This window comes from Mesoflavibacter sp. CH_XMU1404-2, from assembly GCF_037029465.1.
Lineage (GTDB): Bacteria > Bacteroidota > Bacteroidia > Flavobacteriales > Flavobacteriaceae > Mesoflavibacter.
On sequence record NZ_JAYMEM010000005.1, the window covers coordinates 23,730 to 48,664 of the forward strand.

The following is a 24,935-nucleotide window of genomic DNA, read 5'->3' on the forward strand; positions in this document are numbered from 1 at the left end:
ACTGTAAAAACATTATCAAAGCAGATAACAAATCATCAATGGTTACTCCAGAAGATAAGCTATGCCGTCCAAACTTTCATTTTACACCAAAACATGGTTGGATGAATGACCCAAATGGTATGTTTTTTTTAAATGGTAAATACCATCTATATTTTCAATATTACCCAAAAGATAATATTTGGGGACCAATGCATTGGGGACATGCTGTAAGCAAAGATTTAGTAACTTGGGCAGAACAACCCATTGCACTTTATCCTGATGATTTAGGTTATATTTTTTCTGGTAGTGCAGTAGTCGACAAAAACAATACTTCGGGTTTTGGTAAAGAAGGTAAAACTCCAATAGTTGCTATATTTACTTATCATAATGCACAAGCAGAAAAAGAAGGTAAAATAGATTATCAAACCCAAGGTATTGCTTATTCTTTAGACGAAGGACAAACTTGGACAAAATATACTAACAACCCTGTACTAAAAAACCCTAGAATTAAAGATTTTAGAGACCCAAAAGTAATCTGGGATCAGCAACACCAACAGTGGTTAATGGCTTTAGCAACTTATGAAAAAACACTTTTTTACAGCTCTAAAAATCTAAAAGATTGGAAATACCTTTCAAGTTTTGGAGAAGACCTAGGTAATCATGATGGCGTTTGGGAATGTCCGGATTTTTTCCCTTTAAAAGTTGAAAACACTAACGAAACCAAATGGGTTTTACTACAAAGTATTAATCCTGGTCATATTAACGGTGGCTCTGGCACACAATATTTTGTTGGAGATTTTGATGGAGAACGTTTTTTTATAGATAAAACATTTAAAAATCAATTAGAAAAAAATGAAGCTGTTTGGTTAGACTATGGAAGAGATAATTACGCAGGCGTTACTTGGTCAAATATTCCAGAAAGTGATGGTAGAAAATTATTTATTGGATGGATATCTAACTGGGAATATGCACAAGTAGTCCCAACTGAAACTTGGCGTAGTGCCATGACAATTCCTAGAGAATTAAAATTAAAGAAATTTAATAACGAGTTTATAATCACATCCCAGCCTGTAAATGAATTTAATCAATTTAAAACCAAAGAAATAAAGAAAGAGAACATAGTTTTTTCTAAAGATTTCAATCTAATAGAAGGTAAGAATATTGACATAAATAAATCTATAATTGAAGTAGAGCTATCAAATTTAAAAAGTGATATTTACACATTCACTTTATCTAATAATTTAGATGAAAAGTTGAAATTTGGTATTAACAACAAAACTCTAAACTACTTTATAGATCGTTCTAAATCTGGAAATTTGAGTTTTTCTGATAAGTTTGCAAATACAGTTTCTAAAGCGAATTTTAATCATCTAAAATCTAAAATTAAAGTTGAAATTGTAATAGATAAAACATCTGTTGAAATTTTTTATAATGAAGGAGAAACTGTAATGACCGAGATTTTTTTCCCTACAGAACCGTTTGAAAATTTATCCATTTCAACAAAAAACAACTCAGAAACACTATTAAAAACATTAATAGTAAGTCAAATTAAAACTTCCAAATAATGACCTCTTTTACTTGTTTTGGCGAAGTGCTTTGGGATATGTTTCCTGACAATAAAAAAATTGGCGGAGCACCATTAAACGTTGCGTTAAGACTTAACGCTTTTGGTAATGATATTTCGATAATTAGTGCTGTAGGAAACGATATTTTAGGTGAAAAATTGATTGCATATTTAAAAGAGAATAAAATAAATTCTAGCAATATTCAATTAAAAGACAACTATCAAACTGGTCAAGTTAATGTTACTTTAGACTCAAAAGGATCTGCTAGTTATGAAATAAAATCTCCAACAGCTTGGGATAATATTGAAATAAATAAGCAAAATCTAGAACAAGTAAGGCAAAGCGATGTTTTTATTTATGGTAGTTTAGTTTGCCGAAATGAAGTCTCTAAAAGCACTCTTTTTAAATTGTTAAAAGTTGCAAAATTTAAGGTCTTTGATGTTAATTTGCGTCCGCCATTTTTTAGTTTTGAATTAATATTTGAATTGATGCATTCGGCAGATTTTATCAAATTTAATGACGAAGAATTAGAACTAATTTTAAAAGAATTGAATCAAAACTTCACTTCAATTGAAGATAAAATGACTTACATTTCTTATACATTTAACGCATCTCATGTTTGTGTTACTAGAGGTGATAAAGGCGCTATTTTACTTTCTAATTCTAATTTTTATGAAAGTTTAGGTTTTAGAGTTAACGTAGTAGATACGGTTGGAGCTGGCGATTCATTTTTAGCAACTTTGTTATATAAAATTATTAATGAAAAGGCTTCTAATAAAGCTATTGATTATGCTTGTGCTGTTGGTGCTATTGTTGCTGCATCTGAAGGTGCAAATCCAAAGATTTTAGACGAAGATATAAAACTGATAATGAATAACTAAATATGCTTTGTTGAATTTCTGGCAATAACTTTCGTCGGGATTTCAATAGTTCTATAATTCACTTCTTTATTGTTTTTTAAATTATAAATTTCGTCTAAAAGTAAATTAAAAGCAGCTTGCCCCATCTTAAAACCTGGTTGATCTACGGTAGACAAGGTTGGTGTTGTTAATTGTGTAATTAACCAATTGCTAAAACCTATTACAGATATTTGTTCGGGCACTTTTACACCTAATTCGTTAAACTGCATTAGCACACCAGAAGCAATTAAATCTGTTAAAACAAAAACTCCATCTACGTCTTTATGTTTATCAAAAATGGTTTGTGCAATACGTTGCCCGTCTTCTAAAGATAGATTTGTGGCTTCAAAAACTAAGTTTTTATCAAACTCTATATCATGGTGTTCTAAAGCTTTTCTATACCCTTTTAATCTATCTATTGTTGTTTGCGGTTTTAAAACACCTCTAATATGGGCAATTTTTTTACAGCCAGTTTCTATTAAATAATTGGTTGCTTCAAACGCAGCTTTTTCGTCATTAATTACAACTTTATGGCAATTTATAAGTTTTGAAATCTTGTCAAATAAAACTACAGGAACACCACTATCTCTAATACTTTCAACATGTTTATGATCTACTGTATTATCTGCTAAAGACATTAAAATAGCATCTACATTTTTGTTAAGCAATTGTTCTATTTGAGCTTTTTCAACATCATATTTCTCATCAGACTGAAGTGTAATAACTAAATACCCATGTTTTTCAGCAGTTTTAACAACACCTAAAATAACATTAGAGAAAAAATGATGAACAATTTCTGGCACTATTAAACCAATGGTTTTAGATTCTTTACTCTGCAAGCTTTGCGCATAAGAGTTTGGTTTATAATTAAGTTGTTCTGCAAGCTTTTTAACCTTTTGCTTAGTCTCAATACTAATATCAGAATAACCTTTCAAAGCTTTAGAAACTGTAGCAATTGAAAGCCCTAAAGTATTAGCTATTTCTCTTAGCGTAGGCTTGGACATTGGTTAATTAATTATTGATGAATAGACAATATAGTGATAAAATAATAGTGAAACCTAAATATTTTAATACTAAATTTATGAATTTAACACATAAAATGAAAGTCGCAAAACCACAATTGTCCTTTTGGCAAATCCTAAACATGAATGTTGGATTTCTTGGTATACAATACAGCTTTGGTTTACAACAAACAGCAATAAACCCGATATTTTTATATTTAGGTGCTTCAGAAGATATGTTACCATTACTAAATATTGCTGGTCCTGTTACAGGTTTAATAGTACAACCTATAATTGGTGCCATGTCTGATAAAACTTGGTCTAACCGTTGGGGAAGACGTAAACCTTATTTTTTAATTGGTGCTTTATTAGGTAGTTTATGTTTGTTTGCCTTTCCGCATAGTCCTATACTTTGGTTTGCTGTTGGATTATTATGGATTTTAGATGTAGGTAACAATATGGCTATGGAGCCTTATCGTGCATTTGTAGGTGATAAATTACCAGAAAAACAACTTAGCTTAGGCTACCAAATGCAAAGCTTGTTTGTTGGTGCAGGAATACTACTTGCAAATGGTTCTATTGTTTTATTTCAATATTTGTTTGGAGGTGAATCTGTAGAGGAAGCTGGTAAAATTCCGCAATGGATTTACTACTCGTTTTACATAGGTGCTTTTTTATCATTAACAACTATCTTGTGGTCTGTTTTTAAAACTCCTGAAATCCCTCCAACCGAAGAAGAATTAAAAGACATTAATAAAATCAAAACACTCTCTTTAAGTCAACGAATTTTAAACCCTTTTTTTGAAATTAAAGAAGCTGTAAAAGAGATGCCTAAATTTATGTGGAAGTTAGGTGGTGTTTACCTTTTCCAATGGTATGCTCTTTTTATTTATTGGCAATTTACTACACCTCTATTTAAAAAAACAATGGGATATACAACTTCTGAAGCAGCTTCACAAGCAGCGAAAATGAGCTTAACTTACAATACAGTTACAATGATAGTTGCTTTAGCTTTAGTACCTCTAACCCTTCGTTATGGAGGAAAAAAAGTATACGCATTAAGTTTAGCGGGTACAGCAATAGCATTATTTTCGATTCCATATATTTCTGATCCTTATATGGTTTTAATTCCGATGATTTTATTTGGTATTGGTTGGGCAGCTATGATGGGAATACCTTACACTATGGTGTCTAAAATTGTTCCTAAAGAAAGAAGAGGTGTTTACATGGGAATCTTAAATATGATGATTGTAATACCAATGTTTATACAAACATTATCGTTTGGTCCTATTTATAAATATCTTTTATCTGATAATGCTATAAACGCAATGTTATTTGCTGGAATGTTTTTTGCAATTGCAGCAGTATTAGCGATGCGTTTAAAAGAATCTGTAAAAACTAGATAAAAAAACCTCTAAATATTAAGTACAAAAAAACCCGATACATTCGTATCGGGTTAATTTTTGCTCCCCCTCTTGGGCTCGAACCAAGGACCCTCTGATTAACAGTCAGATGCTCTAACCAACTGAGCTAAGGAGGAGTGTTTTTTCGCTGTTGCGAGCGCAAATATATATGTTTTTTTAAATACTACAAATAATAATTTTAAAAAATTTAATTAAAAATTGCTTTTACAATATCATTACCGTTAGCAAACAATACTAAAGCAATTAAAATAAAGAATCCAACCATTTGAGCTTTTTCTAGAAACTTCTCTCCAGGTTTACGCCCAGAGATCATTTCATATAATAAGAACATAACATGACCACCATCTAAAGCTGGTATTGGTAATAAGTTTAACACACCTAACATAATAGATAAAAACGCTGTTAATCCCCAAAATGCAGGCCAACTCCATGTATCTGGAAAAATGTCATAGATTGCTTTAAAACCTCCAACACCTTTATAAGCACCAGTTTTTGGATTAAAAATTGCTTTTAATTGACTAAAATAAGAACCTATTTGACTTGTAAACTTATTAAAACCAACTCCGAAGCTTTCTCCAAAAGAATAATTTTTAGTTATAATTTTTAAATATCCTAACTCTTCATATTGTTTCATGCTTCTTTCTGTTAGAATATCTAATTTAGCATATTGATCAACTTTTAACTCACGATTAATTGTTGTATTTCCTCTTTTTATTGTTGCTGTTACTGTTTGTCCTTTTGTATTTTCTAAAATTGGTACTATTTGATCAAAATACTCGGCAGGTTTACCGTTTATCGATTTAAAAATATCTCCTTTCTTCAAATCAACAGATTTGTTTAAAGAGGTATCCATAACCTTATCAACAATAAAAGGTTGACGCAAACCAAATAAAGTTCTATCTTCACTAGAAGATAATTGCCCTAAAAAGTCAATAGGTAATTCTATAGTTTTTTCTGCGCCATCTCTCTCTATAGTTACATTACTTGCTCCAATAATATTTCTTCTAATATCTGATTCGTAAGTAACAGGTTCTCCATCTACTTTTACAACCTTATCTCCTGTTTTAAAGCCAATTTTTGTTAAAATTGGATTTTCAATAGCAAATCCATCTTTTAAACTAGATGCTGAAATATCTGTATCTCCGTAAGCAAAAGACGCTAAAATGTAAATAATTAAGGCCAATAAAAAATTAACAAAAACACCACCTAACATGATAATAAGGCGTTGCCATGCTGGTTTTGATCTAAATTCCCATGGTTGTGGTTCTTGTGCCATTTGTTCGGTATCCATACTTTCGTCAATCATACCAGAGATTTTCACATAACCTCCTAATGGTAACCAACCTATACCGTAAACGGTTTCGCCTATTTTCTTCTTAAATAAAGAGTATTTTACATCAAAAAACAGGTAAAACTTCTCTACTCTAGTTTTAAATGCTTTTGCTGGGATAAAATGCCCCAATTCGTGTAAAACAATTAACAAAGACAGACTTAATAAAAACTGTCCTATTTTTATGATAAATTCCATTTAGTATTTTTATTCAATAGTAGTCGGCAAAAGTAAGTATTTAAGCTTAGTATAAAAAACTTAATACCTTATGCTTAAGTAGAATTAACAAATTTTATGAGCAATGTCATAGAGTTAATCCTCTTTTTACTTGTATTTTTGTAGTCCGAAATTAAATTTACTTGGCATGCTTAACTTTTTTAAAGCTTATAAAAAATTTGCTATCGTTTTTGGAATTATTTCAATTATAATTATTTCCATTTTTTACAATATTCTTAAAGTTGAAAAACCTTTACCAATCTACCAACCTGCAGATGTAAGCACAGAGTTGGTTGATAGCACTATTCAACATCAAATTAAATATCATAAAATAGCCGATTTTAGTTTGATCAACCAAAACGGAGACACCATTACCCAAGACAACTATAAAAACAAAATTTACGTTGCCGATTTCTTTTTTACAACCTGCCAAACCATTTGCCCGATTATGACAGATAATATGGTAGATATTCAAAAAGAAATTAAAAATGATGACGAAGTTATGCTTCTATCACACTCAGTAACCCCAAAAATTGATAGTGTTGCACAGCTTAAGCGCTATGCTATAAAAAAGGGTGTTATTGATAGTAAATGGAATTTAGTTACCGGAGACAAAGGTCAAATTTATCGTTTAGCCAGAAAGAGCTATCTAGCAGTTAAAGACGATGGAATGCCAGACGATTACGGTATGGTACATACCGAAAACTTTATGCTAATTGACAAAAAAAGACAAATTAGAGGCTATTACGACGGTACTAAAAAAGAAGAAATACAACGTCTATTAAAAGATATTAAAACGTTAAAAAAAGAGTACGAAGACTAGTTTTTTGCCTACAATTTTTTTAGGCTAAATTTTTCCATTACTTTTGCTTCTTTAAAATCAATCTAAATAAGCTTGAATCTAACACTTGACACTTTAAAACGAGGAGAACGTGCTATCATTATTGATGTATCTTCAAAACACGTTCCATTAAAACTACTCGAAATGGGTTGTTTACCTGGCAATAGTGTAGAGTTAGTACAGCTGGCGCCATTTGCAGACCCAATGTACCTTAACATAAACGGAAGTCATTTGGCTATTAGAAAAGAGACCGCTATTCATATTATTATTGAAAAAGAAGCAATATGAAGCAGATAAATGTTGCCTTAATTGGTAATCCAAATACAGGAAAAACCTCAGTTTTTAATGCCTTAACAGGTCTTAACCAAAAAGTTGGTAATTACCCAGGGATTACTGTTGAAAAAAAGGAAGGTATTTGCAAATTACCACGAGGTGTTAAGGCTCATATCATAGATTTACCAGGGACTTACAGTTTAAATGCGTCTTCATTAGATGAAAATGTAGTGATCGAGCTTCTTTTAAACAAAAACGATAAAGACTTCCCAGATGTTGCTGTTGTTGTAAGTGATGTCGAAAATTTAAAACGAAACCTTTTACTTTTCACACAAATAAAAGATCTAGAAATCCCAACCATTCTTGTTATCAATATGGCAGACAGAATGAGTTATAAAGGTATTTCATTAGATATTCCATATTTAGAAAAAGAGCTTAATACAAAGATTGCTTTAGTAAGTACACGAAAAAAACAAGGTATTGAAGGTTTAAAAGATTTGATTTCTAATTTTAGAGAATTGTCTACAGAACCGTGTTTACATGCATCTGAAATTGATCCAGATTACTTTGACAAACTTCGTAAAGCATTTCCAAATCAGTTATTATACAAACTTTGGTTGGTCATTACCCAAGATGTTAATTTTGGAAAAACAGACCGAAATGAAATGGATACCATTGCTAGTTTTAAAACCAAATCTAAAAGCGATTTAAAACGTTTACAGCAAAAGGAAACCATAAAACGTTACCAATTTATTAATAATACGCTTAAAGTAGGACAAACTATAGATGTAAGTCAAGCCAAAGATTTACGTACCAAATTTGACCGTATTCTAACCCATAAAGTTTGGGGATACGCAATATTTTTTGTCATCCTATTAACTATTTTCCAAGCTATTTACGATTGGTCTGCTGTACCAATGGATTTTATTGACAGTACCTTTGCTAATCTAAGTGATTGGGTAAAAAATACACTTCCAGAAGGTGCTTTTACTAATTTATTAGCCGAAGGTATTATCTCTGGACTTGGCGGTATTGTTATTTTTATACCGCAAATTGCATTTTTATTCCTCTTCATTTCCATTTTAGAAGAAAGTGGTTATATGAGTCGTGTGGTGTTTTTAATGGATCGTATTATGCGACGTTTTGGTTTAAGCGGAAAAAGTATCGTTCCTTTAATTTCAGGAACTGCTTGTGCTATTCCTGCAATTATGGCAACTCGTAATATTGAAAGCTGGAAAGAACGTCTAATTACCATTTTAGTTACGCCTTTTACAACGTGTTCGGCTAGATTACCAGTGTATTTAATTATCATTTCTCTGGTTATTCCTCAAGGACGATTTTTAGGATTAAGCTATCAAGCCTTAACTTTAATGTTATTGTATCTAATTGGTTTTGGTGCCGCAATTCTTTCAGCATATATTTTAAATAAAGTCTTAAAAATAAAGAGTAAAACCTTTTTTGTAGTAGAAATGCCTAACTACAAACTACCTTTATTTAAAAATGTAGCTTTAACGGTTTTAGAAAAAACAAAATCGTTTGTTTTTGGTGCTGGTAAAATCATTTTAGCCATTTCAATTATTCTTTGGGTTTTAGCGTCTTATGGTCCTGGTGACGAGTTTAATAATGCTGAAGAAATTATAAAAACAGAATACGCTTCACAAAATTTAAGTGAAGACGAATTAGACCAAAAAATAGCGGCTCAAAAATTAGAATATTCTTTTATTGGTATTACTGGTCGCGCTATAGAACCTGCAATAAGACCTTTGGGTTACGATTGGAAAATAGGTATTGCAATTGTAAGTAGTTTTGCTGCTCGTGAGGTTTTTGTTGGTACACTAGCAACTATTTATAGTGTAGGAAATGATGATGAAGACACCATAAAAAACCGAATGGCAGGAGAAGTGAACCCGATACTTGGCGGACCGTTATTTAACTTTGCGTCTGGTATTTCACTGTTATTATTCTATGCGTTTGCCATGCAATGTATGAGTACGTTAGCCATTGTTAAACGAGAAACTAATAGCTGGAAATGGCCAGTTTTGCAGCTTGTAATTATGACCTCAATTGCTTATATTACTGCTTTAATGGCATTTCAATTTTTAAAATAAATGAACACTTTTCAAAACATATTAGTTTTTTTAACCTTTGGTTTGGCGCTTTCATTTTTAATCAAAAAATTCTTCTTTAAAAAGAAAGCCAAAAAAGCCTGCGGAAGCGATGATTGTGGTTGTTAGATAACTAACTTACTTACCCTAAAGCCACATCTAAAGTCATCATCACAATAAATCCGCCGATAAATCCTAAGGTAGCAATATCTGTATAGTTATCACGTTGGGTTTCTGGCACGACTTCTTCAACAACTACAAAAATCATTGCACCTGCCGCAAAAGCTAGTGCATAAGGTAATATAGGTATAAAAAAGGTTACTGCTACTGCGCCAATAACAGCAAAAATGGGCTCGACAATAGCACTCATTTGTCCATACCAAAAACTTTTGAACTTACTTACACCTTGACGTCTTAATGGCATAGATACAGCTAAACCTTCAGGAAAATTTTGAATACCAATACCTAAAGCCAAAGCTACTGCACCGCCAATACTTGCTTCTGGTATTCCTGCTGCAACACCACCAAAAAGCACACCAACTGCTAAACCTTCTGGGATGTTATGTAAAGCGATTGCTAAAACTAATAAGGTTGTTCTACGCCAAGGAGATTTTACGCCTTCTTTTTCTTCCTCTTTAAAATTAATGTGTAAATGCGGTAAAATTTTGTCTAAGCCAAAAATAAAAAGCGCACCTAAAGCAAAACCTGTTGCTGCCGGAATCACTTTTACAAAACCTTCGCCAGGACTCATTTCAATTCCTGGTGCCAATAAACTCCAAAAACTTGCTGCAACCATAACACCGCCAGTAAAACCTAGCATTCCGTCTAGCAATGCTCTATTCATTCCTTTAAAAAGAAATACTAAAGATGCACCTGCAGCTGTAACTATCCAAGTGAATAACGATGCATATAACGCACCTAATATTGGATCTATAGACTCAAAATATTGTACAATACTATCCATTATTTATATCAATTTAATGTAAATATTATTTGAAATTAACTTTGAAATTTGAAGCGTTTTGTCATTAAATTCTATAGTCATAGAGTCGTCAAAACTTTCTTTTGCCAAGACTTTAATTGTTGTCCCTAATTCGATATCATTCTTACTTAAATACTTTAGAAAATCTGAAGAAGAGTCGTTAACACCAACACAAACGCCTTGTGAATTAGGATTTACTTTTGCTAAGATTGTTTTCTCTTTAGCAACCATATTTCCGTCTTTATCAGGTATTGGATCGCCGTGAGGATCATGCTTCGGAAAACCTAAAAACTGGTCTAATTGATTAATTAATTTTTCAGATTTAATATGCTCTAATTGTTCTGCAACATCATGCACCTCATCCCAAGTAAAACCAAGTTTTTCAACTAAAAAAACTTCCCATAATCTATGTTTTCTTATTACTGAAGTTGCAGCTAGTTTACCTGATTTAGTTAAACTTGTTCCCTGATATTTAACATAGTTAGCTAAATCTTTTTCGGCTAATTTTTTTATCATATCGGTAACCGAAGACGCTTTAGTTTCCATCTGCTCTGCAATAGCATTTGTGCTTACAGCTTCACTTCCTTGTTTTCCTAAATGATAAATAGCTTTTAGATAATTTTCTTCAGATAATGTCACAATTTATGTTTTAGATAAGCAAAGATACAAATTTTTATATTCAAAAACATATTTTTAGACTAGTCTAAACTTTTATTTATATTTGCATAAAAATTAGACAGAAGTGAAACGATTTTTACTATTCTTTATACTATTTTCAACTATCAGTACAGCACAAAATACGTTTAGTATTTCAGGTAAAATTTCTTCTGAAAACCAAGGAATACCCTATGCAAATGTCTATCTAGAACATACTAAAATTGGTACTACAACTGATGAAAATGGACATTTTGAAATTAAAAACGTACCCGAAGGACATCACACTATTATCGCGTCTTACGTTGGGTTTAAGACTGAAAGAAAAGATATTTTAATTGATAAAAACTTTCAAAATCTAACTTTTCAACTCATAAACAACCAATCTTTAGATGAAGTTGTAGTTTCTGGAACATTAAAAGCTGTGAACAGATTAGAAAGTGCTGTTCCTGTTGAAGTATACACACCAACGTTTTTCAAAAAAAATCCAACTCCAAATATTTTTGAGGCTTTACAAAATGTCAATGGTGTAAGACCGCAATTAAATTGTAATGTGTGTAATACTGGAGATATACATATTAACGGACTTGAAGGTCCGTACACTTTAGTTTTAATAGACGGTATGCCAATTGTTAGTGGTTTGTCTACTGTTTATGGATTGTCAGGTATACCAAATTCTTTGATCGAACAAGTCGAAATTGTTAAAGGTCCAGCTTCTTCTTTGTACGGTAGTGAAGCTGTTGGTGGATTAATTAATATCATTACCAAAGCTTCTGAAAATGCTCCAACTGTATTTGCAGATAGCTTTATCAATTCTTGGGGAGAACTTAATGTTGATGCTGGTTTTAAAACTAAAATTGGAGAAAAAGCAACGTTGCTTTTTGTAACTAACTACTTTAAATATGATAATCCAATAGATAATAACAATGATAATTTTACAGATTTAACGCTTCAAGACCGAGTTTCAATATTTAATAAATGGGATTTTAAACGAAAAGATAACCGCAAATTTTCGCTTGCTGGACGTTATTTTTATGAAGATCGTTGGGGCGGAGAATTACAATGGAATAAAAGTTTTCGTGGTGGAAATGAAGTTTACGGCGAAAGCATTTACACTAGCCGATTTGAAGTTTTAGGTAAATATCAATTACCTTTTAAAGAACATATTAATCTGCAATTTTCATATTCTGATCATGACCAAAACTCTGTTTATGGTGATACGCCATACTTAGCAAAACAACGTATTGGTTTTACGCAATTGGTTTGGGATAAACCCTTAAAAAATCACGATTTATTATTTGGTGCAGCGTTACGATACAACTATTATAACGATAATACAACAGCGACTTTAAATGCAGATGAAGTTATAATACCTTCACTTTTTATTCAAGATGAAATTAAGCTAAACAATAAACAAAACTTGCTTTTAGGATTAAGACATGATTATGACAATAGACATGGCTCTATATTAACACCTCGTATTGCCTACAAATACAAACCAACCGAAGATGATATTATTAGAATTAATGCAGGAACAGGTTTTAGAGTTGTAAACCTTTTTACTGAAGATCATGCTGCTTTAACTGGCGCAAGAGATGTAATAATTGAAGAAACTTTAAAACCTGAACAATCCTACAACATCAACCTTAACTATCTAAAAAAACTATACACCAAAAAAGGCATGATTTTCACCTTTGATGCTTCGGCTTGGTACACCTATTTTACTAATGCTATTTTACCAGATTACGATTCTAACCCAAATCAAATAATTTACGATAATTTAGATGGACATTCAGTTTCTAAAGGAATTAGTGTTAATGTAAATGCTACTTTTGCTGCTGGTTTTAAAGCGAATATTGGTGCGACAATACAAGATGTTACACAAACTGAAAACAACATAAGTACACGACAAATTTTAACCGAACGTTTTACAGGAACTTGGGGAATATCCTACAAACATTATCCGACCCATTTAACCATAGATTATACTGGTAATGTTTATGGACCTATGCGATTACCCACTTTAGGAAGTTTAGACCCAAGACAAGACTACTCGCCTACTTGGAGCATACAAAACATACAATTAACCTACGATAAGTTTAAAAATCTTGATATTTATGGAGGCGTAAAAAACGTATTGGATTGGACACCAAATAAAGGTAATCCGTTTATTATTGCTAGAACTAACGATCCTTTTGACGAGAACGTACAATTTGATAATAACGGTAATGTTGTTGCTACACCAGATAATCCTTATGCACTAACCTTTGATCCTTCTTATGTTTATGCCCCAAACCAAGGAATTAGAGTGTTTTTTGGGATGCGTTATACTTTAGAATAGGTCAGCAACAACAGCTGAATAACAAATTAAAACCCACGTTCTTTCTGTAATTGTTCGTAAGCTTTTTGTACTTGTCTAAACTTCGCTTCTGCGCCTTGTTTGTGTTCTTCGCCAAGATGCTCTACACGATCTGGATGATACTTCATCACCATTTTACGATAGGCTCTTTTTATTTGGTCTACAGTTGCTGTTTTATCTATTTCTAAAATTTTATAAGCATTGTCTGATTGATTATAAAACATCGCCTTTATACTATTATAATCACGACTGCTTATACCTAAATAACCTGATATGGTGTAGATTTGACGTTCTTCTTCGTCAACTACAATCTCATCTGCTTTGGCAATTCCAAATAAAAAATGAAGTAGTTGTAAGCGCGCTGCATGATCCATCATGTGCTTAATTTGCATACAAACTTGACGCGTATTAATACTCTGATTATTAATTTGTTTAAATAACCTAAAGGCTTTGTTGGCTCTATCTTTACCATACATTTCTACAAACTTCATTCGTACAAAATCAAGCTCACGTTGGTCTTGACTACCATCTGCTTTTATCACTACAGAAGCTAAGATTAGTAAACTAACTTCAAAATCTCCTGAAGTCGTTTGTGCTCTCTTTTGCTCTTGAGTACGGTAGTTTGGTGTTGTTCTGTATTTTGGTTGACGTTGATTGTATCTTGGTCTTTGCTGTTTTGTTTGTCCGTCACCCAATAAAGAGCCACCTTTTCCGTCTGCAAACGCATCGCCAATACTACCTAATGCTAATCCGATAATTGCACCAATTGGTCCACCTAAAGACCAACCTAAGGTTGCCCCAATCCATTTTAATCCGCTCATAGATTTAATTTTTTGCTGTAAATATAACACATTGTAAGTATACTTTTTGTTGGTTTTGTTACTGGTTTTGGCTGGTAACTGCGTTAAGGATAGAGGCTTTGTTGGAGCGCCTTGCAAAGCGCGACTGCCGATAGCCTGACCTTATGACACCATAAGTGTTATCAGGTAACGCCAAAATAACTTTTGCATGGTTTTTGCTTATCTTTGCAAAGAATAGATTTATAAATACAAAAATTACATAAATATGTATCCAGCAGAATTAGTAAAACCAATGCGCGAAGACTTAACAAACGTTGGTTTTGAAGAATTACATACACCTGAAGCTGTAGAAGCTGCATTAGCAAAAGAAGGAACAACTTTAGTAGTTGTAAATTCGGTTTGTGGTTGTGCTGCTGCTAACGCACGTCCAGGAGCAAAAATGAGTTTAAACAATCCTAAAAAACCTGATCATGCGGTTACGGTTTTTGCAGGTGTAGATAAAGAAGCTACTGATGTTGCTAGACAACACATGGTACCATTTCCTCCAAGCTCACCAAGTATGGCGCTTTTTAAAAATGGCGAATTAGTACACATGTTAGAAAGACATCATATTGAAGGTAGACCAGCAGAACTTATTGCACAAAACCTTATGGATGCTTATAACGAGCACTGCTAAGCCTTTATAACAATAAAGTATTATTTAAAAGCCACGGTTTTTTATCGTGGTTTTTTTATTTTTGAAGCTTAAACAATGACTACTAATGAGAAAACTTTTAGCTTATCCGTTAACTTGTATTTACTTCCTATTTTTTGGGTTAAGCTTACTTGTTTTTCATCCAATACAATGGTTTTGTTTTAATGTGTTTGGCTATCAAGCACATAAAAAAAGTGTAGATTACCTTAATCTTTGCTTGACACGTTGCTTACATTTTTTAGGTTGTAGCTATCAGTTTAAAGTACCCAAAGATTTACCTAAAAATGTACCTGTAATTATTGTGGCTAATCACCAAAGTATGAATGATATTCCGCCAATAATCTGGTTTATGCGCAAGTTTCATGTTAAATTTATTAGTAAAAAAGAATTAGGTAAAGGTTTACCAAGTGTATCTTATAATCTAAGACATGGCGGATCGGTTTTAATTGACCGAAAAGACGCTAAACAAGCGCTTAGCAAGATTAAAGAAATGGCTACTTATATTGAAAAAAATAACAGAAGTGTTGTTATTTTTCCTGAAGGAACACGTAGTCGTGATGGGCAACCAAAACCGTTTCAAACACGTGGTTTAGCTACTTTAATTGAGCATGCGCCAAATGCTTATATTTTCCCGATTACGATAAACAATTCTTGGAAGACTTTGATTTATGGAAAATTTCCAATGGGTATTGGTTACCGTCTAAAATATACTGTACACAAACCATTAAAAGTTAGTGATTTTGACGATACACAAACGCTTATTGATACTACCGAAAACACGATAAAAAACGCTATAACTTTTGGATAACAATCAAATTATAGAACAAACTAAAACCTTTGTAAAAACCACTTTAAAAATTGCTGAAGGCGGACACGATTGGTTTCATACAGAGCGTGTGTTTAAAAATGCATTATTAATTGGTAAAGCTGAAACTGTAAACGAATTGGTAGTTGCACTTGGTGCTTTATTACATGATATTGCAGACAGTAAATTTAATAATGGAGATGATACTGTTGGGCCAATAATTGCTGCCGAATTTTTAGTGAAACAAAACGTCTCTACCGAAGTGATTAATCACGTTATTAAAATTATTGAAAACGTGTCTTTTAGTTCTAATATAGATAAGACTGCTGCATTTCACTCTAAAGAATTAGAAGTGATACAAGACGCAGATCGGTTAGATGCACTTGGCGCTATTGGTATTGCACGTACATTTAATTATGGTGGATTTAAAAACAGAGCACTTTACAATCCAGAAATTAAACCTAATTTAAACCTTACAAAAGAAGAGTATAAAGCGTCTACAGCACCAACACTTAATCATTTTTACGAAAAACTATTGTTGTTAAAAGACAAAATGAACACCAAAACTGGTCGTAAAATTGCTGAAGAAAGACACAACTACATGGTTGATTTTTTAAAGCAGTTTTATGCTGAATGGCATGGTGAGAAGTAGTTTAAAATATTATTCCTAATCTTGTTCGCTGAACGAAGTCGAAGTGAAATAAAAAAGTAAAACACACCATCTTTTATACGTTATGCGATTTCTCTCTACGTTCGAAATGACTAACAAATTAATACTAAAATAACTTTAATTGTCCGTCTTTACAACTTTCGTGTAGGTTTGTGTTTAATGTTGGCATTACTTTATCTTTAAAATATTTAAGTTTAGCCAGTTGCATTAAATCTGAAACTTGTTTTGCAATATTACCTTCACCTTTCATGCGTGTTGCAAATCTAGAATCGTTTAAATTTCCGTTGTGACAGTCTTTAATTTGATTAAGTACTTTCTCTGCTTTATCTGGCATTTTTTTCTGTATCCAATCTGTAAATACTTGTCCAATTGCACCGTTAAGTCTTACTATAGTATGCGCAATACTTAATGCTCCAGCTTCACTTACTGCTTTTGCTAAAGGTAAAATTTCATGACTGTTTATAGATGGTATTATTGGTGCCAACATAACATTAACAGGTATATTATTTTCGCTTAAAATTTTTACGGTTTCAAGTCGTTTTTTTATGGTAGCTGTTCTTGGTTCTAATACACGTCGTGTTTGTTCTGATAAAGATGTAATAGAAATATTTACACTAATTAACTGGTCTTTTTGCAATGCCTTTAAAAGATCTAAATCTCTTAAAATCAATGTATTTTTAGTAATAATAGCAACGGGATGTTTGTATTTTAGAAAAACCGCTAAACATTTTCTGGTTATTTCAAATTGCTTTTCGGCTGGTTGGTAGCAATCTGTATTGCCAGACATAACAATTGGATGTGCTTTCCATGATTTCTTCTTTAAAAAATCTTCTAAAAGTTGTGGGGCATTTTTTTTTACTAGTATACGTCTTTCAAAATCTAAACCTGCACTATAGCCCCAATATTCGTGACTATTTCTTGCATAACAATAAATGCATCCATGCTCGCAACCTTGATACATATTCATAGAATATGACATACCAACATCTGGAGAATTTACTTTATTTACGATTGTTTTTGGATAGACTTCTAAATATTGGGTTTTGTCCTTATCTGCTATTTCTCCTTCTTTTTCACAAAATTCTAAAAAATCATCTCTTACTTCATGAGACAACTCAAAAAAACGATTATGAACATTTTGCTGTGCTCCGCGTCCTTTTTTAATAGAATTATTCAACATATTTTATAATTTTTGTAAAATTACAAAATATATGACTCTGAAATTTCACATAAACGAATAATTATCAACAAAATGTTTGATTAACCAATAAGATGTTGCATTTCGCTTCTGTAATGCGATGCACTTTTACCTGTATTCTCCTTAAAGGTTTTATTAAAGTGAGAGAAGTTATTAAATCCAGATTCAAAACAGATGTCTGTAATACTGCTTTTGCTTTCTAAAAGAAGCTTAGTTGCATGCACTACTCTATACTCGTTAACCAACTGCGTAAAGGTTTTTCCTGTTGCTTTTTTAAAATATCTACAAAATGCAGGAACCGTCATACTAACTTGGTCTGCAGCTTCTTCTAAACTTATATGACTTTGGAAATTAGCATTGATGTGCTTGAAAATTTTATCAATCTTTTGGCTGTCTTGTGGCTGTGTTTCAAAAGCATAACCATCTGCATTTAACAAAACATAGTCTTTTGCTTGTGATAAAAGATGTAAAATTTCTAAAAGCTTAATTACTCGCTTTGGGCCTTTATGTTTTGGTAACTTTTCAATTTTTGGACCTACCAGTTTTTTTGTTTCTGGTCTGTATAAAATTCCTTTTTTTGCTTTTTCAAGTAAGGTTGCAATTGCAGCCATCTCTGGAATATTAAAAAAATGATCGCCTAAAAAATCTGGTCTAAATTGTATTAGTGTTTCCTTTCCTTTAGAAGTCAATCGGTCTGTAAACCCATTATGTGGCAAATTAGAGCCAATTAATATTAACTGACTGTTATTAAAATAAGATAGATGGTTACCAATGTGACGTCTACCTTTTCCTTTATTAACGTAAACCAACTCTATTTCTGGATGAAAATGCCAAAACGCATCACTCCTTTTACGCTTTTTTGTTTTTTGAATAGCGGTAATAGAGCTTCCAAAGTCTGGAGTTATTTTTTCGAATGTTGGTTTATTGTTTGCCAAAACGTTCAAGATTAATTCTAAAACAAAATTACAAATTATCTGTTTTAAAATCTATGCAAATTTAACCTGAAAATATGCTATATTTCACTATAACGTTTTCGAAATAATCATATCTGTTAATATAGCATATATTTTTACCAATTTAGCTGTTTTCTAAACTGTAAAACGCACATACATTTGCAGTGTAACCCTCAAAAAAGAAAAATTATGAAAACATTAATTAAAAAAAGCTTGTTAGTTGTAGCTGTTTTAGCAACTACTTTAACAATTGCAAACGAAGACAGAACTTTTAGCGTAAACGCAAATGCAGAAAAAACGACGGTTAGCATCAATGATGTAGAAGAAGGACAACAATTATCTATTATAGACCAAAATAACATTGTAATCTACAAAGAGACGATTAACAAAAATGGTAATTACAACAAAACATTTGACTTAACAGCATTACCAAACGGAGATTACTTTTTTGAGTTAGAAAAAACATTAAAAGTGCATACCATTCCTTTTACTGTGGCTTATAACAATGTTACTTTTAATAAAGACAAAGAAACTGTTGTTTACAAACCGTCTGTAAGATTAAAAAACGAATTATTATTTGTATCTCAATTATCTACAAGAAAAGCACCTTTAAAAATAGAGTTATTTTTTGATAAAGATTTTAACGGAGATTACGAATTAATCCATACCGAAACTTTAGAAAATGATATTACACTTGACAAAGTGTTTAAATTATCTGAAAAAGAAAAAGGAAATTACAAATTAGTATTCACCACAGAAGGTAGAGTATTTGAAGAGAAATTTGACTTATAGTTAGATTTAGTTGAAAAATGAAAAAGTGAGCTTGTTAGGCTCACTTTTTTTATGCTTGAAATTTAAATTTATCGTTTTACTTACCTGGAAAATCTGCTTTTCTTTTTTCTAAAAACGCAGTAGTACCTTCTTTAAAATCTTCGGTACCAAAACAAGCCCCAAATTGCTCAATTTCTACTTCAAAACCATTAACGCCATCTTTGTAATTTGCGTTAACTGCATCTATTGCTTTACCAATAGCTACGCTGGAGTTTTTCATGATTTTTCCAGCAATCTTTTCTGCAAGTGGCAATAATTCGTCTTGAGTTACCACATGATTTACTAAACCATAGTTTAATGCGGTTTGTGCGTCTATCATTCCTGCTGTCATAACCATTTCCATAGCGCGACCTTTTCCTATTAATTGTGGCAAACGTTGTGTACCGCCATAACCTGGTATAACACCTAAGCTAACTTCTGGTAAGCCCATTTTTGCATTATCACTTGCTATTCTAAAATGAGCAGACATAGCTAATTCTAATCCGCCACCAAGTGCAAAACCATTAACTGCTGCAATTACCGGCGTATTTAAATTTTGAACAAAATCAAATAAAATTTCTTGACCTTTTGCTGCTAATTTTCCGCCATTTTCAACATCAAAATTGGCAAATTCGCTAATATCTGCGCCAGCTACAAATGCTTTTTCGCCGCTACCAGTAACTATAATCACTTTAGTTTCTTTATCTTGATCTGCCGCTTTAAAAGCTTGATGAAGCTCTTCAATAGTTGCTTTGTTTAAAGCATTTAACTTTGATGGTCTGTTAATTGTAATCGTAGTAATACCTTGATTGGTTGTACTTAGTATATTTTCAAAATTCATAATAGAAGTGTTTTTTATTCTTTAGGAAACGAAACGGTAAAAGTCGTTCCTGTATTTTCTTCAGTTACAAAGGTAATGGTTCCTTTGTAAGTTTCTACAATGTTTTTAACCATAGCTAGTCCAAGTCCCATTCCGCTTGACTTTGTAGTAAATTTTGGTTCAAAAATTTTGTCTAAGTTTTCTTTTGAAATTCCTGATCCATTATCAGAAATATTAATTTGTACATCTTTTTCTAAATCCAAAACTTGCACTACAATCTTTGGCTGCCTGTCTTCTGGTATGGATTGTATACCATTTTTAACCAGATTAGTGACTACTCTTATTAATTGAGTACGATCAAACTTGGCAATAATTTCTTCTTTTTCAGGTAAAAACTCTATATAATCTTCGTTAAAAATATCTAGTGCTAAATCTATAATTTTAACTACGTTAAGCATTTCGTTTTGCTGTGCAGGCATTTTTGCAAAGTTTGAAAATGCACTTGCAATAGAACTCATAGTGTCAATTTGCTGAATAAGTGTTTTACTGTATTCATCTAACTTTTTGACAATATCAGGATCTTGAGGATCAAATTTTCTTTGAAAACTTTGCACCGTTAATCGCATTGGCGTTAAAGGGTTTTTAATCTCGTGCGCTACTTGTTTTGCCATTTCGCGCCATGCTTGTTCACGTTCGCTTCGTGCAAGTTTTACAGCGCTTTCTTCAAGCTCGTCAAGCATACTATTGTACGATTTTACAAGTGTATCAATTTCTGAAGAAGAAGATTTTATAACAATTTTTTCATTTCGTTTTTCTAGCCTAATTTGCTGAATTTTTTCACTAATTGTTTTTAGTGATTTGGTAATATATTTTGAAATTAAAAACGCCAAAAACACAGCTATAATTAGCATTAAAAGATAGGCATAACTTAAGCGCTCAAAAAACTCATTTAACTCTCGCGAAAGAAAATCGTCATTTTCTAAATATGGTAGATTTAAAATAGCTAAAGGCTTAAATTTTTGGTCTGTAATATAGGTGTAAGATGACCTAAAACTTTGTCCTTTTACATCACGTTGTTGTACATATCTATGATTAACTGTAGAGTTTAAAATATTAAGTATTTCTGCATTTAAGCATTTTTCTTTAACGTCTTGTGGTAATGCCGCTTTAGATGAAATCAATAAAGAACCTTCTAAATCATAAAGATTAACTTGTAGTCCATGTACGTCTGCTATTTTATAGATTTCTTCTTTAAAAATGAAAGGAATTTTTTCTGAAACAACTTCAAAAGACGTTTCTCTTATCACAAAATTTATGTGACGTTTTATGCTAGTTTCCTTACGCTCTAAACGTTGTTTGTGGTAATCTTGCGTTTCTTCGCTATATTGATAGGCAGCTACTAATGCTATTAATATGGAAGCTAATAGCACCAGAAAAATCATAGCTATAAATATGCGTACGCGTAAAGAAAGTTTTCCGAATTTCATTCCTTAAATATAGCAATAATCAAACCAAAAATTAGATTATGATTTAAGCGTTAGGATTTTTTTCGCGAATGCGTTTATACATCTTAAATCCAAGCATTAATAAAACGCCTAAAACAATTATTCCAACAACACCAAACACCCAATTGATGGCGCTTTTTAAAATCACTAAAAATACGACTGCAAAAAGTATAAATGTTGCGCCTTCGTTCCAAAGTCGCATAAAGTTTGAAGTTTTTTTAACTTCATCTTTTTGTAATTGTTTATAGTAAACATGGGTCATGTAATGGTAAATGTATAATAAAACAACAAAGGTTAATTTAACATGCATCCAAGGTTGCTTTAACCAAAATGGTTGCAAAACAAGTAGCCAAATTGCAAAAATAGTTGCTAAAATAGCGCTTGGCCAAGTTATGATAAACCATAAGCGTTTTGCCATTAGTTTTAATTGCTTACCTAAAATTTCTTTATCTGGCGATGGTTTATGAAACGCTTCAATTTGATATACAAATAATCGTGGAATGTAGAATAAACCTGCAAACCAAGTCACAACAAAAATAAGGTGTAACGCTTTTATATAATTATAATATTCCATTAGTCTTTTGGTACTAAGTTAGTTTTGACTTCGCGATATAAAAAATAAGCAGTGATTATAGTTGAAAGTACATCTGAAATTGGAAAACTAATCCATACACCAAGTTCTCCAAACATCTTTGGCAGCACTAACAACAAAGGTATAAAAATGAAACCTTGCCTTGTTAACGTTAATAATAAAGCTGGTGTTGCTTTTCCAATTGCTTGGAAATACGCTGCGCCAATTAGCTGTATTGCTATAATTGGTGTTACTGCAAAAACCCAACGCATAGCATGAGGTGTTTCTTTTAAAACTTCGGTATCTGAAGTGAACAATTTTGTGATAAATTCAGGAAAAACCATTAACAAAATAAAGACAACTGTTCCTAAAATAACAGCGTATTTAATGGCTGTGAAAATGGTTTCTTTAACACGTTTATAATTTTTCGCACCGTAATTAAAACCGGCAATTGGTAAAAATCCTTGAGTAATACCATACACAGGAAATAAAGCAAACATTAACATACGACCAACAATAGCGTAAGCAGTAACAGAGTTTTCTCCTCCTAATTTGTATAGTATGTTATTTAAAAATAAATAGGTTACGCTAACCACAGCTTGCCTAGACAATGTTACGAAACCAAGACTAGCAATCTCTGAAACTATAGGTTTGTCTAACCTAAATTGATTAGCTTGAATTTTTAACGTTGAATATTTTGAATAGAAATACCACAATATATAAACAAAACAGCATAAGTACGATCCTGTTGTTGCCCATGCTGCTCCTGCCATTCCTAAATCTAAAAACTTGATAAAAACAACGTCAAGTATAAGATTACCAATAGATGGAATTAACATAGCGTACATTGCAAATTTTGGGTTTCCTTCAGCTCTTATTACTGTATTACCCATCATGCAAAGCGCCAAAAACGGAACACCGTAAAGCACTATTGTATAATAGACTTTTGCAGGCTCAAAAATATCTCCTTTTCCGCCAAAAGCGGGAATAATATTATCTACAAATAGCAATCCAAAAATTACAAATATTATTGTGAATAATAGAGTTAGAGTAATTTGATTACCAAAAACACGTAATGCTTTTTTGTAATTATCTTCACCTAAAGCGCGAGAAATAATAGAAGATCCTCCAACACCAATACTCATCCCTAAAGCAGCAATAAAAAAGGATACCGGAAGTACCACATTAATTGCAGCAATAGCAACCGATCCAATCCAATTTCCAACAAAAATGGTATCTACTAAAATGTTTAAAGACATGACTAGTATACCAATAGATGCCGGAACTGCTTGTTTTACCAGTAATTTACTAATGGTTTCTGTTCCTAAGTTAGATGAGTTGCTACTTTTCATTTAGACTGTTGCTGGTGTTTTAGCCCATTCTTCAATCCATTTTGCCAAATTATTTACCCAATTTTGGTCGGTATTTAAACACGGAACCGTAGTAAAGTCTTTACCACCAACTTCATGAAAAATTTCTTCACCTTCCATAGCAATTTCTTCTAAAGTTTCTAGGCAATCACTAACAAAAGCAGGCGTTACTATTGCCATATTTTTCACACCGCTTTGACCTAAACGTTCAATAGTTCGGTCTGTATAAGGTTGTAACCATGGATCAAATCCTAATCTAGATTGGAAGGATGTTGAGTAAGTTCCTTCTTCTAAATTTAAATATTCTGCAACTAATCTTGTCACTTCTTTGCATTGGTGTTTGTAACAAAATTCATGTGCTTTACTTTCAGTTTTACAACATGCACAATCTATTATATCACTAGGTTTGCAATGTCCGTTGGTAATATCACTTTTTCTAATGTGTCTTTCTGGAACACCATGGTAAGAAAACAATAAGTGGTCGTAATTTTTATCTTGTAAATGAGATTTTATCGATTCTGAAAGCGTCTTGATATACTCTGGTTTATTATAAAACGCTGGCAAGCTTTCAATCTTTAAATTAGGGAAATGTTGTTGCCTGATTTCTTCAGCTAACACCAAAATAGTCTCGGTAGTTGCCATAGCAAATTGCGGATAAAGAGGAATTAAAAACACGTCTTCTACACCTTTATCTACCAGTTCTTGTAACCCTTTTTTAATGGTTATACTTCCGTAGCGCATCGCTAAAGCAACAGGATATTCTACTTGTTCTTGCACTTTTTGCTGTAATTCTTCACTAATCACAATTAATGGCGATCCGTTTTCCCACCAAATTTTTTGATAAGCTTTAGCGCTTTGTTTTGGTCTTGTGTTAAGGATAATTCCTTTTACCAAAAGGGTTCTTGCCCATTGTGGCACATCAATTACACGCGGATCCATCAAGAATTCGCCTAAATATTTTTTGACATCTTTTGGGTTTGGGCTATCGGGCGAGCCTAAATTAACTAGAAGTACTCCTTTTTTCATTTGCAAAAATTTAAGACTGTAAAAATACAACTCTAATTTTATAATACCGTCTTATTTTTATTCGTTAAAATACTAAAAGTCTATG

23 protein-coding genes and 1 tRNA gene are annotated in these 24,935 nt (G+C 32.2%); 11 read left to right on the top strand and 13 right to left on the bottom strand.

The features are described 5' to 3' along the window. Positions 1-38: 38 nt before the first annotated feature. Both WA327_RS03450 and WA327_RS03455 read left to right on the top strand, forming a co-directional pair. Positions 39-1,544, top strand: a complete 1,506-nt coding sequence (locus WA327_RS03450) for a glycoside hydrolase family 32 protein (RefSeq protein WP_336066526.1) — start codon at positions 39-41, stop codon at positions 1,542-1,544. Beyond that, positions 1,544-2,425, top strand: a complete 882-nt coding sequence (locus tag WA327_RS03455) for a carbohydrate kinase (protein WP_336066529.1) — start codon at positions 1,544-1,546, stop codon at positions 2,423-2,425. Before WA327_RS03450 ends, WA327_RS03455 begins: the two co-directional genes overlap by 1 nt. Here WA327_RS03455 and WA327_RS03460 read toward each other — a convergent pair. Further along, positions 2,422-3,447 carry a LacI family DNA-binding transcriptional regulator gene (locus WA327_RS03460; RefSeq protein WP_336066532.1) on the bottom strand — a complete coding sequence of 342 codons (1,026 nt, stop codon included), beginning with the start codon at positions 3,445-3,447 and terminating at the stop codon, positions 2,422-2,424. The genes WA327_RS03455 and WA327_RS03460 overlap by 4 nt on opposite strands. Before the next feature lie 95 nt (positions 3,448-3,542). Between WA327_RS03460 and WA327_RS03465 the strand changes: the two genes are divergently transcribed. Next, a complete protein-coding gene (locus tag WA327_RS03465; RefSeq protein WP_336066965.1) occupies positions 3,543-4,850 on the top strand; it encodes an MFS transporter in 1,308 nt (435 codons plus the stop codon). Between the two features lie 60 nt (positions 4,851-4,910). On the opposite strand, the gene WA327_RS03470 is transcribed toward WA327_RS03465, so the two are convergent. After that, a tRNA-Asn gene (locus WA327_RS03470) sits at positions 4,911-4,984 on the bottom strand. Between the two features lie 71 nt (positions 4,985-5,055). Further along, a complete protein-coding gene (gene rseP / locus WA327_RS03475) occupies positions 5,056-6,396 on the bottom strand; it encodes an RIP metalloprotease RseP (protein ID WP_336066535.1) in 1,341 nt (446 codons plus the stop codon). A 166-nt stretch (positions 6,397-6,562) separates the two neighbouring features. Between rseP and WA327_RS03480 the strand changes: the two genes are divergently transcribed. The 3 genes from WA327_RS03480 to feoB all read left to right on the top strand — a co-directional run bounded on the left by WA327_RS03480 (position 6,563) and on the right by feoB (position 9,636). Continuing rightward, positions 6,563-7,237, top strand: a complete 675-nt coding sequence (locus tag WA327_RS03480; protein ID WP_336066538.1) for an SCO family protein — start codon at positions 6,563-6,565, stop codon at positions 7,235-7,237. A 72-nt stretch (positions 7,238-7,309) separates the two neighbouring features. After that, positions 7,310-7,543, top strand: a complete 234-nt coding sequence (locus WA327_RS03485; protein ID WP_336066541.1) for a FeoA family protein — start codon at positions 7,310-7,312, stop codon at positions 7,541-7,543. Further along, positions 7,540-9,636 (top strand): ferrous iron transport protein B, encoded by a 2,097-nt coding sequence (gene feoB / locus WA327_RS03490; protein ID WP_336066543.1) that lies wholly within the window; start codon positions 7,540-7,542, stop codon positions 9,634-9,636. The genes WA327_RS03485 and feoB overlap by 4 nt, the downstream gene beginning before the upstream one ends. 139 nt (positions 9,637-9,775) lie before the next feature. On the opposite strand, the gene WA327_RS03495 is transcribed toward feoB, so the two are convergent. Both WA327_RS03495 and WA327_RS03500 read right to left on the bottom strand, forming a co-directional pair. Next, positions 9,776-10,597: a ZIP family metal transporter gene (locus WA327_RS03495; RefSeq protein ID WP_336066545.1), complete on the bottom strand. Its 822-nt coding sequence runs from the start codon at positions 10,595-10,597 to the stop codon at positions 9,776-9,778. Between the two features lie 3 nt (positions 10,598-10,600). After that, positions 10,601-11,254, bottom strand: coding sequence for a metal-dependent transcriptional regulator (locus WA327_RS03500; protein WP_336066547.1), 654 nt, complete (start codon positions 11,252-11,254; stop codon positions 10,601-10,603). A gap of 103 nt (positions 11,255-11,357) precedes the next feature. Here WA327_RS03500 and WA327_RS03505 point away from each other — a divergent pair, with 103 nt between their 5' ends. Continuing rightward, positions 11,358-13,610, top strand: a complete 2,253-nt coding sequence (locus WA327_RS03505; RefSeq protein WP_336066549.1) for a TonB-dependent receptor — start codon at positions 11,358-11,360, stop codon at positions 13,608-13,610. A 26-nt stretch (positions 13,611-13,636) separates the two neighbouring features. On the opposite strand, the gene WA327_RS03510 is transcribed toward WA327_RS03505, so the two are convergent. Then, complete coding sequence (locus tag WA327_RS03510; protein WP_336066551.1) at positions 13,637-14,449, bottom strand: DnaJ domain-containing protein; 813 nt, start codon at positions 14,447-14,449, stop codon at positions 13,637-13,639. A gap of 244 nt (positions 14,450-14,693) precedes the next feature. Here WA327_RS03510 and WA327_RS03515 point away from each other — a divergent pair, with 244 nt between their 5' ends. The 3 genes from WA327_RS03515 to WA327_RS03525 all read left to right on the top strand — a co-directional run bounded on the left by WA327_RS03515 (position 14,694) and on the right by WA327_RS03525 (position 16,579). Continuing rightward, the gene (locus tag WA327_RS03515; protein WP_223077702.1) at positions 14,694-15,104 is read left to right on the top strand and encodes a BrxA/BrxB family bacilliredoxin; all 411 of its coding nucleotides are present in this window, start codon (positions 14,694-14,696) and stop codon (positions 15,102-15,104) included. Positions 15,105-15,189: 85 nt separating this feature from the next. Beyond that, the gene (locus WA327_RS03520) at positions 15,190-15,930 is read left to right on the top strand and encodes a lysophospholipid acyltransferase family protein (protein WP_336066554.1); all 741 of its coding nucleotides are present in this window, start codon (positions 15,190-15,192) and stop codon (positions 15,928-15,930) included. Then, positions 15,923-16,579 (top strand): HD domain-containing protein, encoded by a 657-nt coding sequence (locus WA327_RS03525; RefSeq protein ID WP_336066555.1) that lies wholly within the window; start codon positions 15,923-15,925, stop codon positions 16,577-16,579. The genes WA327_RS03520 and WA327_RS03525 overlap by 8 nt, the downstream gene beginning before the upstream one ends. A gap of 124 nt (positions 16,580-16,703) precedes the next feature. Here the strand turns inward: WA327_RS03525 and WA327_RS03530 are convergent, their stop codons facing one another. Together WA327_RS03530 and WA327_RS03535 are read right to left on the bottom strand one after the other, a co-directional pair. Continuing rightward, positions 16,704-17,777, bottom strand: coding sequence for a PA0069 family radical SAM protein (locus WA327_RS03530; protein WP_336066558.1), 1,074 nt, complete (start codon positions 17,775-17,777; stop codon positions 16,704-16,706). A gap of 80 nt (positions 17,778-17,857) precedes the next feature. Further along, the gene (locus WA327_RS03535; RefSeq protein WP_336066560.1) at positions 17,858-18,730 is read right to left on the bottom strand and encodes an AraC family transcriptional regulator; all 873 of its coding nucleotides are present in this window, start codon (positions 18,728-18,730) and stop codon (positions 17,858-17,860) included. A gap of 207 nt (positions 18,731-18,937) precedes the next feature. On the opposite strand from WA327_RS03535, the gene WA327_RS03540 reads away from it, so the two are divergent. Continuing rightward, a complete protein-coding gene (locus WA327_RS03540) occupies positions 18,938-19,540 on the top strand; it encodes a hypothetical protein (RefSeq protein WP_336066562.1) in 603 nt (200 codons plus the stop codon). 76 nt (positions 19,541-19,616) lie between these two features. Here WA327_RS03540 and WA327_RS03545 read toward each other — a convergent pair whose 3' ends face one another. The 5 genes from WA327_RS03545 to hemH are packed head-to-tail and all read right to left on the bottom strand — an operon-like array spanning position 19,617 to position 24,850. Continuing rightward, complete coding sequence (locus WA327_RS03545; protein ID WP_336066564.1) at positions 19,617-20,399, bottom strand: enoyl-CoA hydratase-related protein; 783 nt, start codon at positions 20,397-20,399, stop codon at positions 19,617-19,619. Between the two features lie 14 nt (positions 20,400-20,413). Next, the gene (locus WA327_RS03550; protein WP_336066567.1) at positions 20,414-21,865 is read right to left on the bottom strand and encodes an ATP-binding protein; all 1,452 of its coding nucleotides are present in this window, start codon (positions 21,863-21,865) and stop codon (positions 20,414-20,416) included. A 43-nt stretch (positions 21,866-21,908) separates the two neighbouring features. Continuing rightward, positions 21,909-22,457: a CopD family protein gene (locus WA327_RS03555; protein WP_336066570.1), complete on the bottom strand. Its 549-nt coding sequence runs from the start codon at positions 22,455-22,457 to the stop codon at positions 21,909-21,911. Then, positions 22,457-23,806: an MATE family efflux transporter gene (locus WA327_RS03560; RefSeq protein ID WP_336066572.1), complete on the bottom strand. Its 1,350-nt coding sequence runs from the start codon at positions 23,804-23,806 to the stop codon at positions 22,457-22,459. Before WA327_RS03560 ends, WA327_RS03555 begins: the two co-directional genes overlap by 1 nt. Beyond that, positions 23,807-24,850 carry a ferrochelatase gene (hemH, locus tag WA327_RS03565; protein ID WP_336066574.1) on the bottom strand — a complete coding sequence of 348 codons (1,044 nt, stop codon included), beginning with the start codon at positions 24,848-24,850 and terminating at the stop codon, positions 23,807-23,809. It abuts the gene before it with no gap. Positions 24,851-24,935: the final 85 nt, after the last annotated feature.

What these genes read in the sequence shown, in the direction of transcription:
- feoB (WP_336066543.1), top strand. Translation starts at nt 7,540, where the DNA reads ATGAAGCAGATAAATGTTGCCTTAATTGGTAATCCAAATACAGGAAAA.
- WA327_RS03555 (WP_336066570.1), bottom strand. Translation starts at nt 22,457, where the DNA reads ATGGAATATTATAATTATATAAAAGCGTTACACCTTATTTTTGTTGTG.
- WA327_RS03450 (WP_336066526.1), top strand. Translation starts at nt 39, where the DNA reads ATGGTTACTCCAGAAGATAAGCTATGCCGTCCAAACTTTCATTTTACA.
- WA327_RS03545 (WP_336066564.1), bottom strand. Translation starts at nt 20,399, where the DNA reads ATGAATTTTGAAAATATACTAAGTACAACCAATCAAGGTATTACTACG.
- WA327_RS03520 (WP_336066554.1), top strand. Translation starts at nt 15,190, where the DNA reads ATGAGAAAACTTTTAGCTTATCCGTTAACTTGTATTTACTTCCTATTT.
- WA327_RS03460 (WP_336066532.1), bottom strand. Translation starts at nt 3,447, where the DNA reads ATGTCCAAGCCTACGCTAAGAGAAATAGCTAATACTTTAGGGCTTTCA.
- WA327_RS03510 (WP_336066551.1), bottom strand. Translation starts at nt 14,449, where the DNA reads ATGAGCGGATTAAAATGGATTGGGGCAACCTTAGGTTGGTCTTTAGGT.
- hemH (WP_336066574.1), bottom strand. Translation starts at nt 24,850, where the DNA reads ATGAAAAAAGGAGTACTTCTAGTTAATTTAGGCTCGCCCGATAGCCCA.
- WA327_RS03480 (WP_336066538.1), top strand. Translation starts at nt 6,563, where the DNA reads ATGCTTAACTTTTTTAAAGCTTATAAAAAATTTGCTATCGTTTTTGGA.
- WA327_RS03540 (WP_336066562.1), top strand. Translation starts at nt 18,938, where the DNA reads ATGAAAACATTAATTAAAAAAAGCTTGTTAGTTGTAGCTGTTTTAGCA.
- WA327_RS03455 (WP_336066529.1), top strand. Translation starts at nt 1,544, where the DNA reads ATGACCTCTTTTACTTGTTTTGGCGAAGTGCTTTGGGATATGTTTCCT.
- WA327_RS03515 (WP_223077702.1), top strand. Translation starts at nt 14,694, where the DNA reads ATGTATCCAGCAGAATTAGTAAAACCAATGCGCGAAGACTTAACAAAC.
- WA327_RS03550 (WP_336066567.1), bottom strand. Translation starts at nt 21,865, where the DNA reads ATGAAATTCGGAAAACTTTCTTTACGCGTACGCATATTTATAGCTATG.
- WA327_RS03530 (WP_336066558.1), bottom strand. Translation starts at nt 17,777, where the DNA reads ATGTTGAATAATTCTATTAAAAAAGGACGCGGAGCACAGCAAAATGTT.
- WA327_RS03560 (WP_336066572.1), bottom strand. Translation starts at nt 23,806, where the DNA reads ATGAAAAGTAGCAACTCATCTAACTTAGGAACAGAAACCATTAGTAAA.
- rseP (WP_336066535.1), bottom strand. Translation starts at nt 6,396, where the DNA reads ATGGAATTTATCATAAAAATAGGACAGTTTTTATTAAGTCTGTCTTTG.
- WA327_RS03495 (WP_336066545.1), bottom strand. Translation starts at nt 10,597, where the DNA reads ATGGATAGTATTGTACAATATTTTGAGTCTATAGATCCAATATTAGGT.
- WA327_RS03465 (WP_336066965.1), top strand. Translation starts at nt 3,543, where the DNA reads ATGAAAGTCGCAAAACCACAATTGTCCTTTTGGCAAATCCTAAACATG.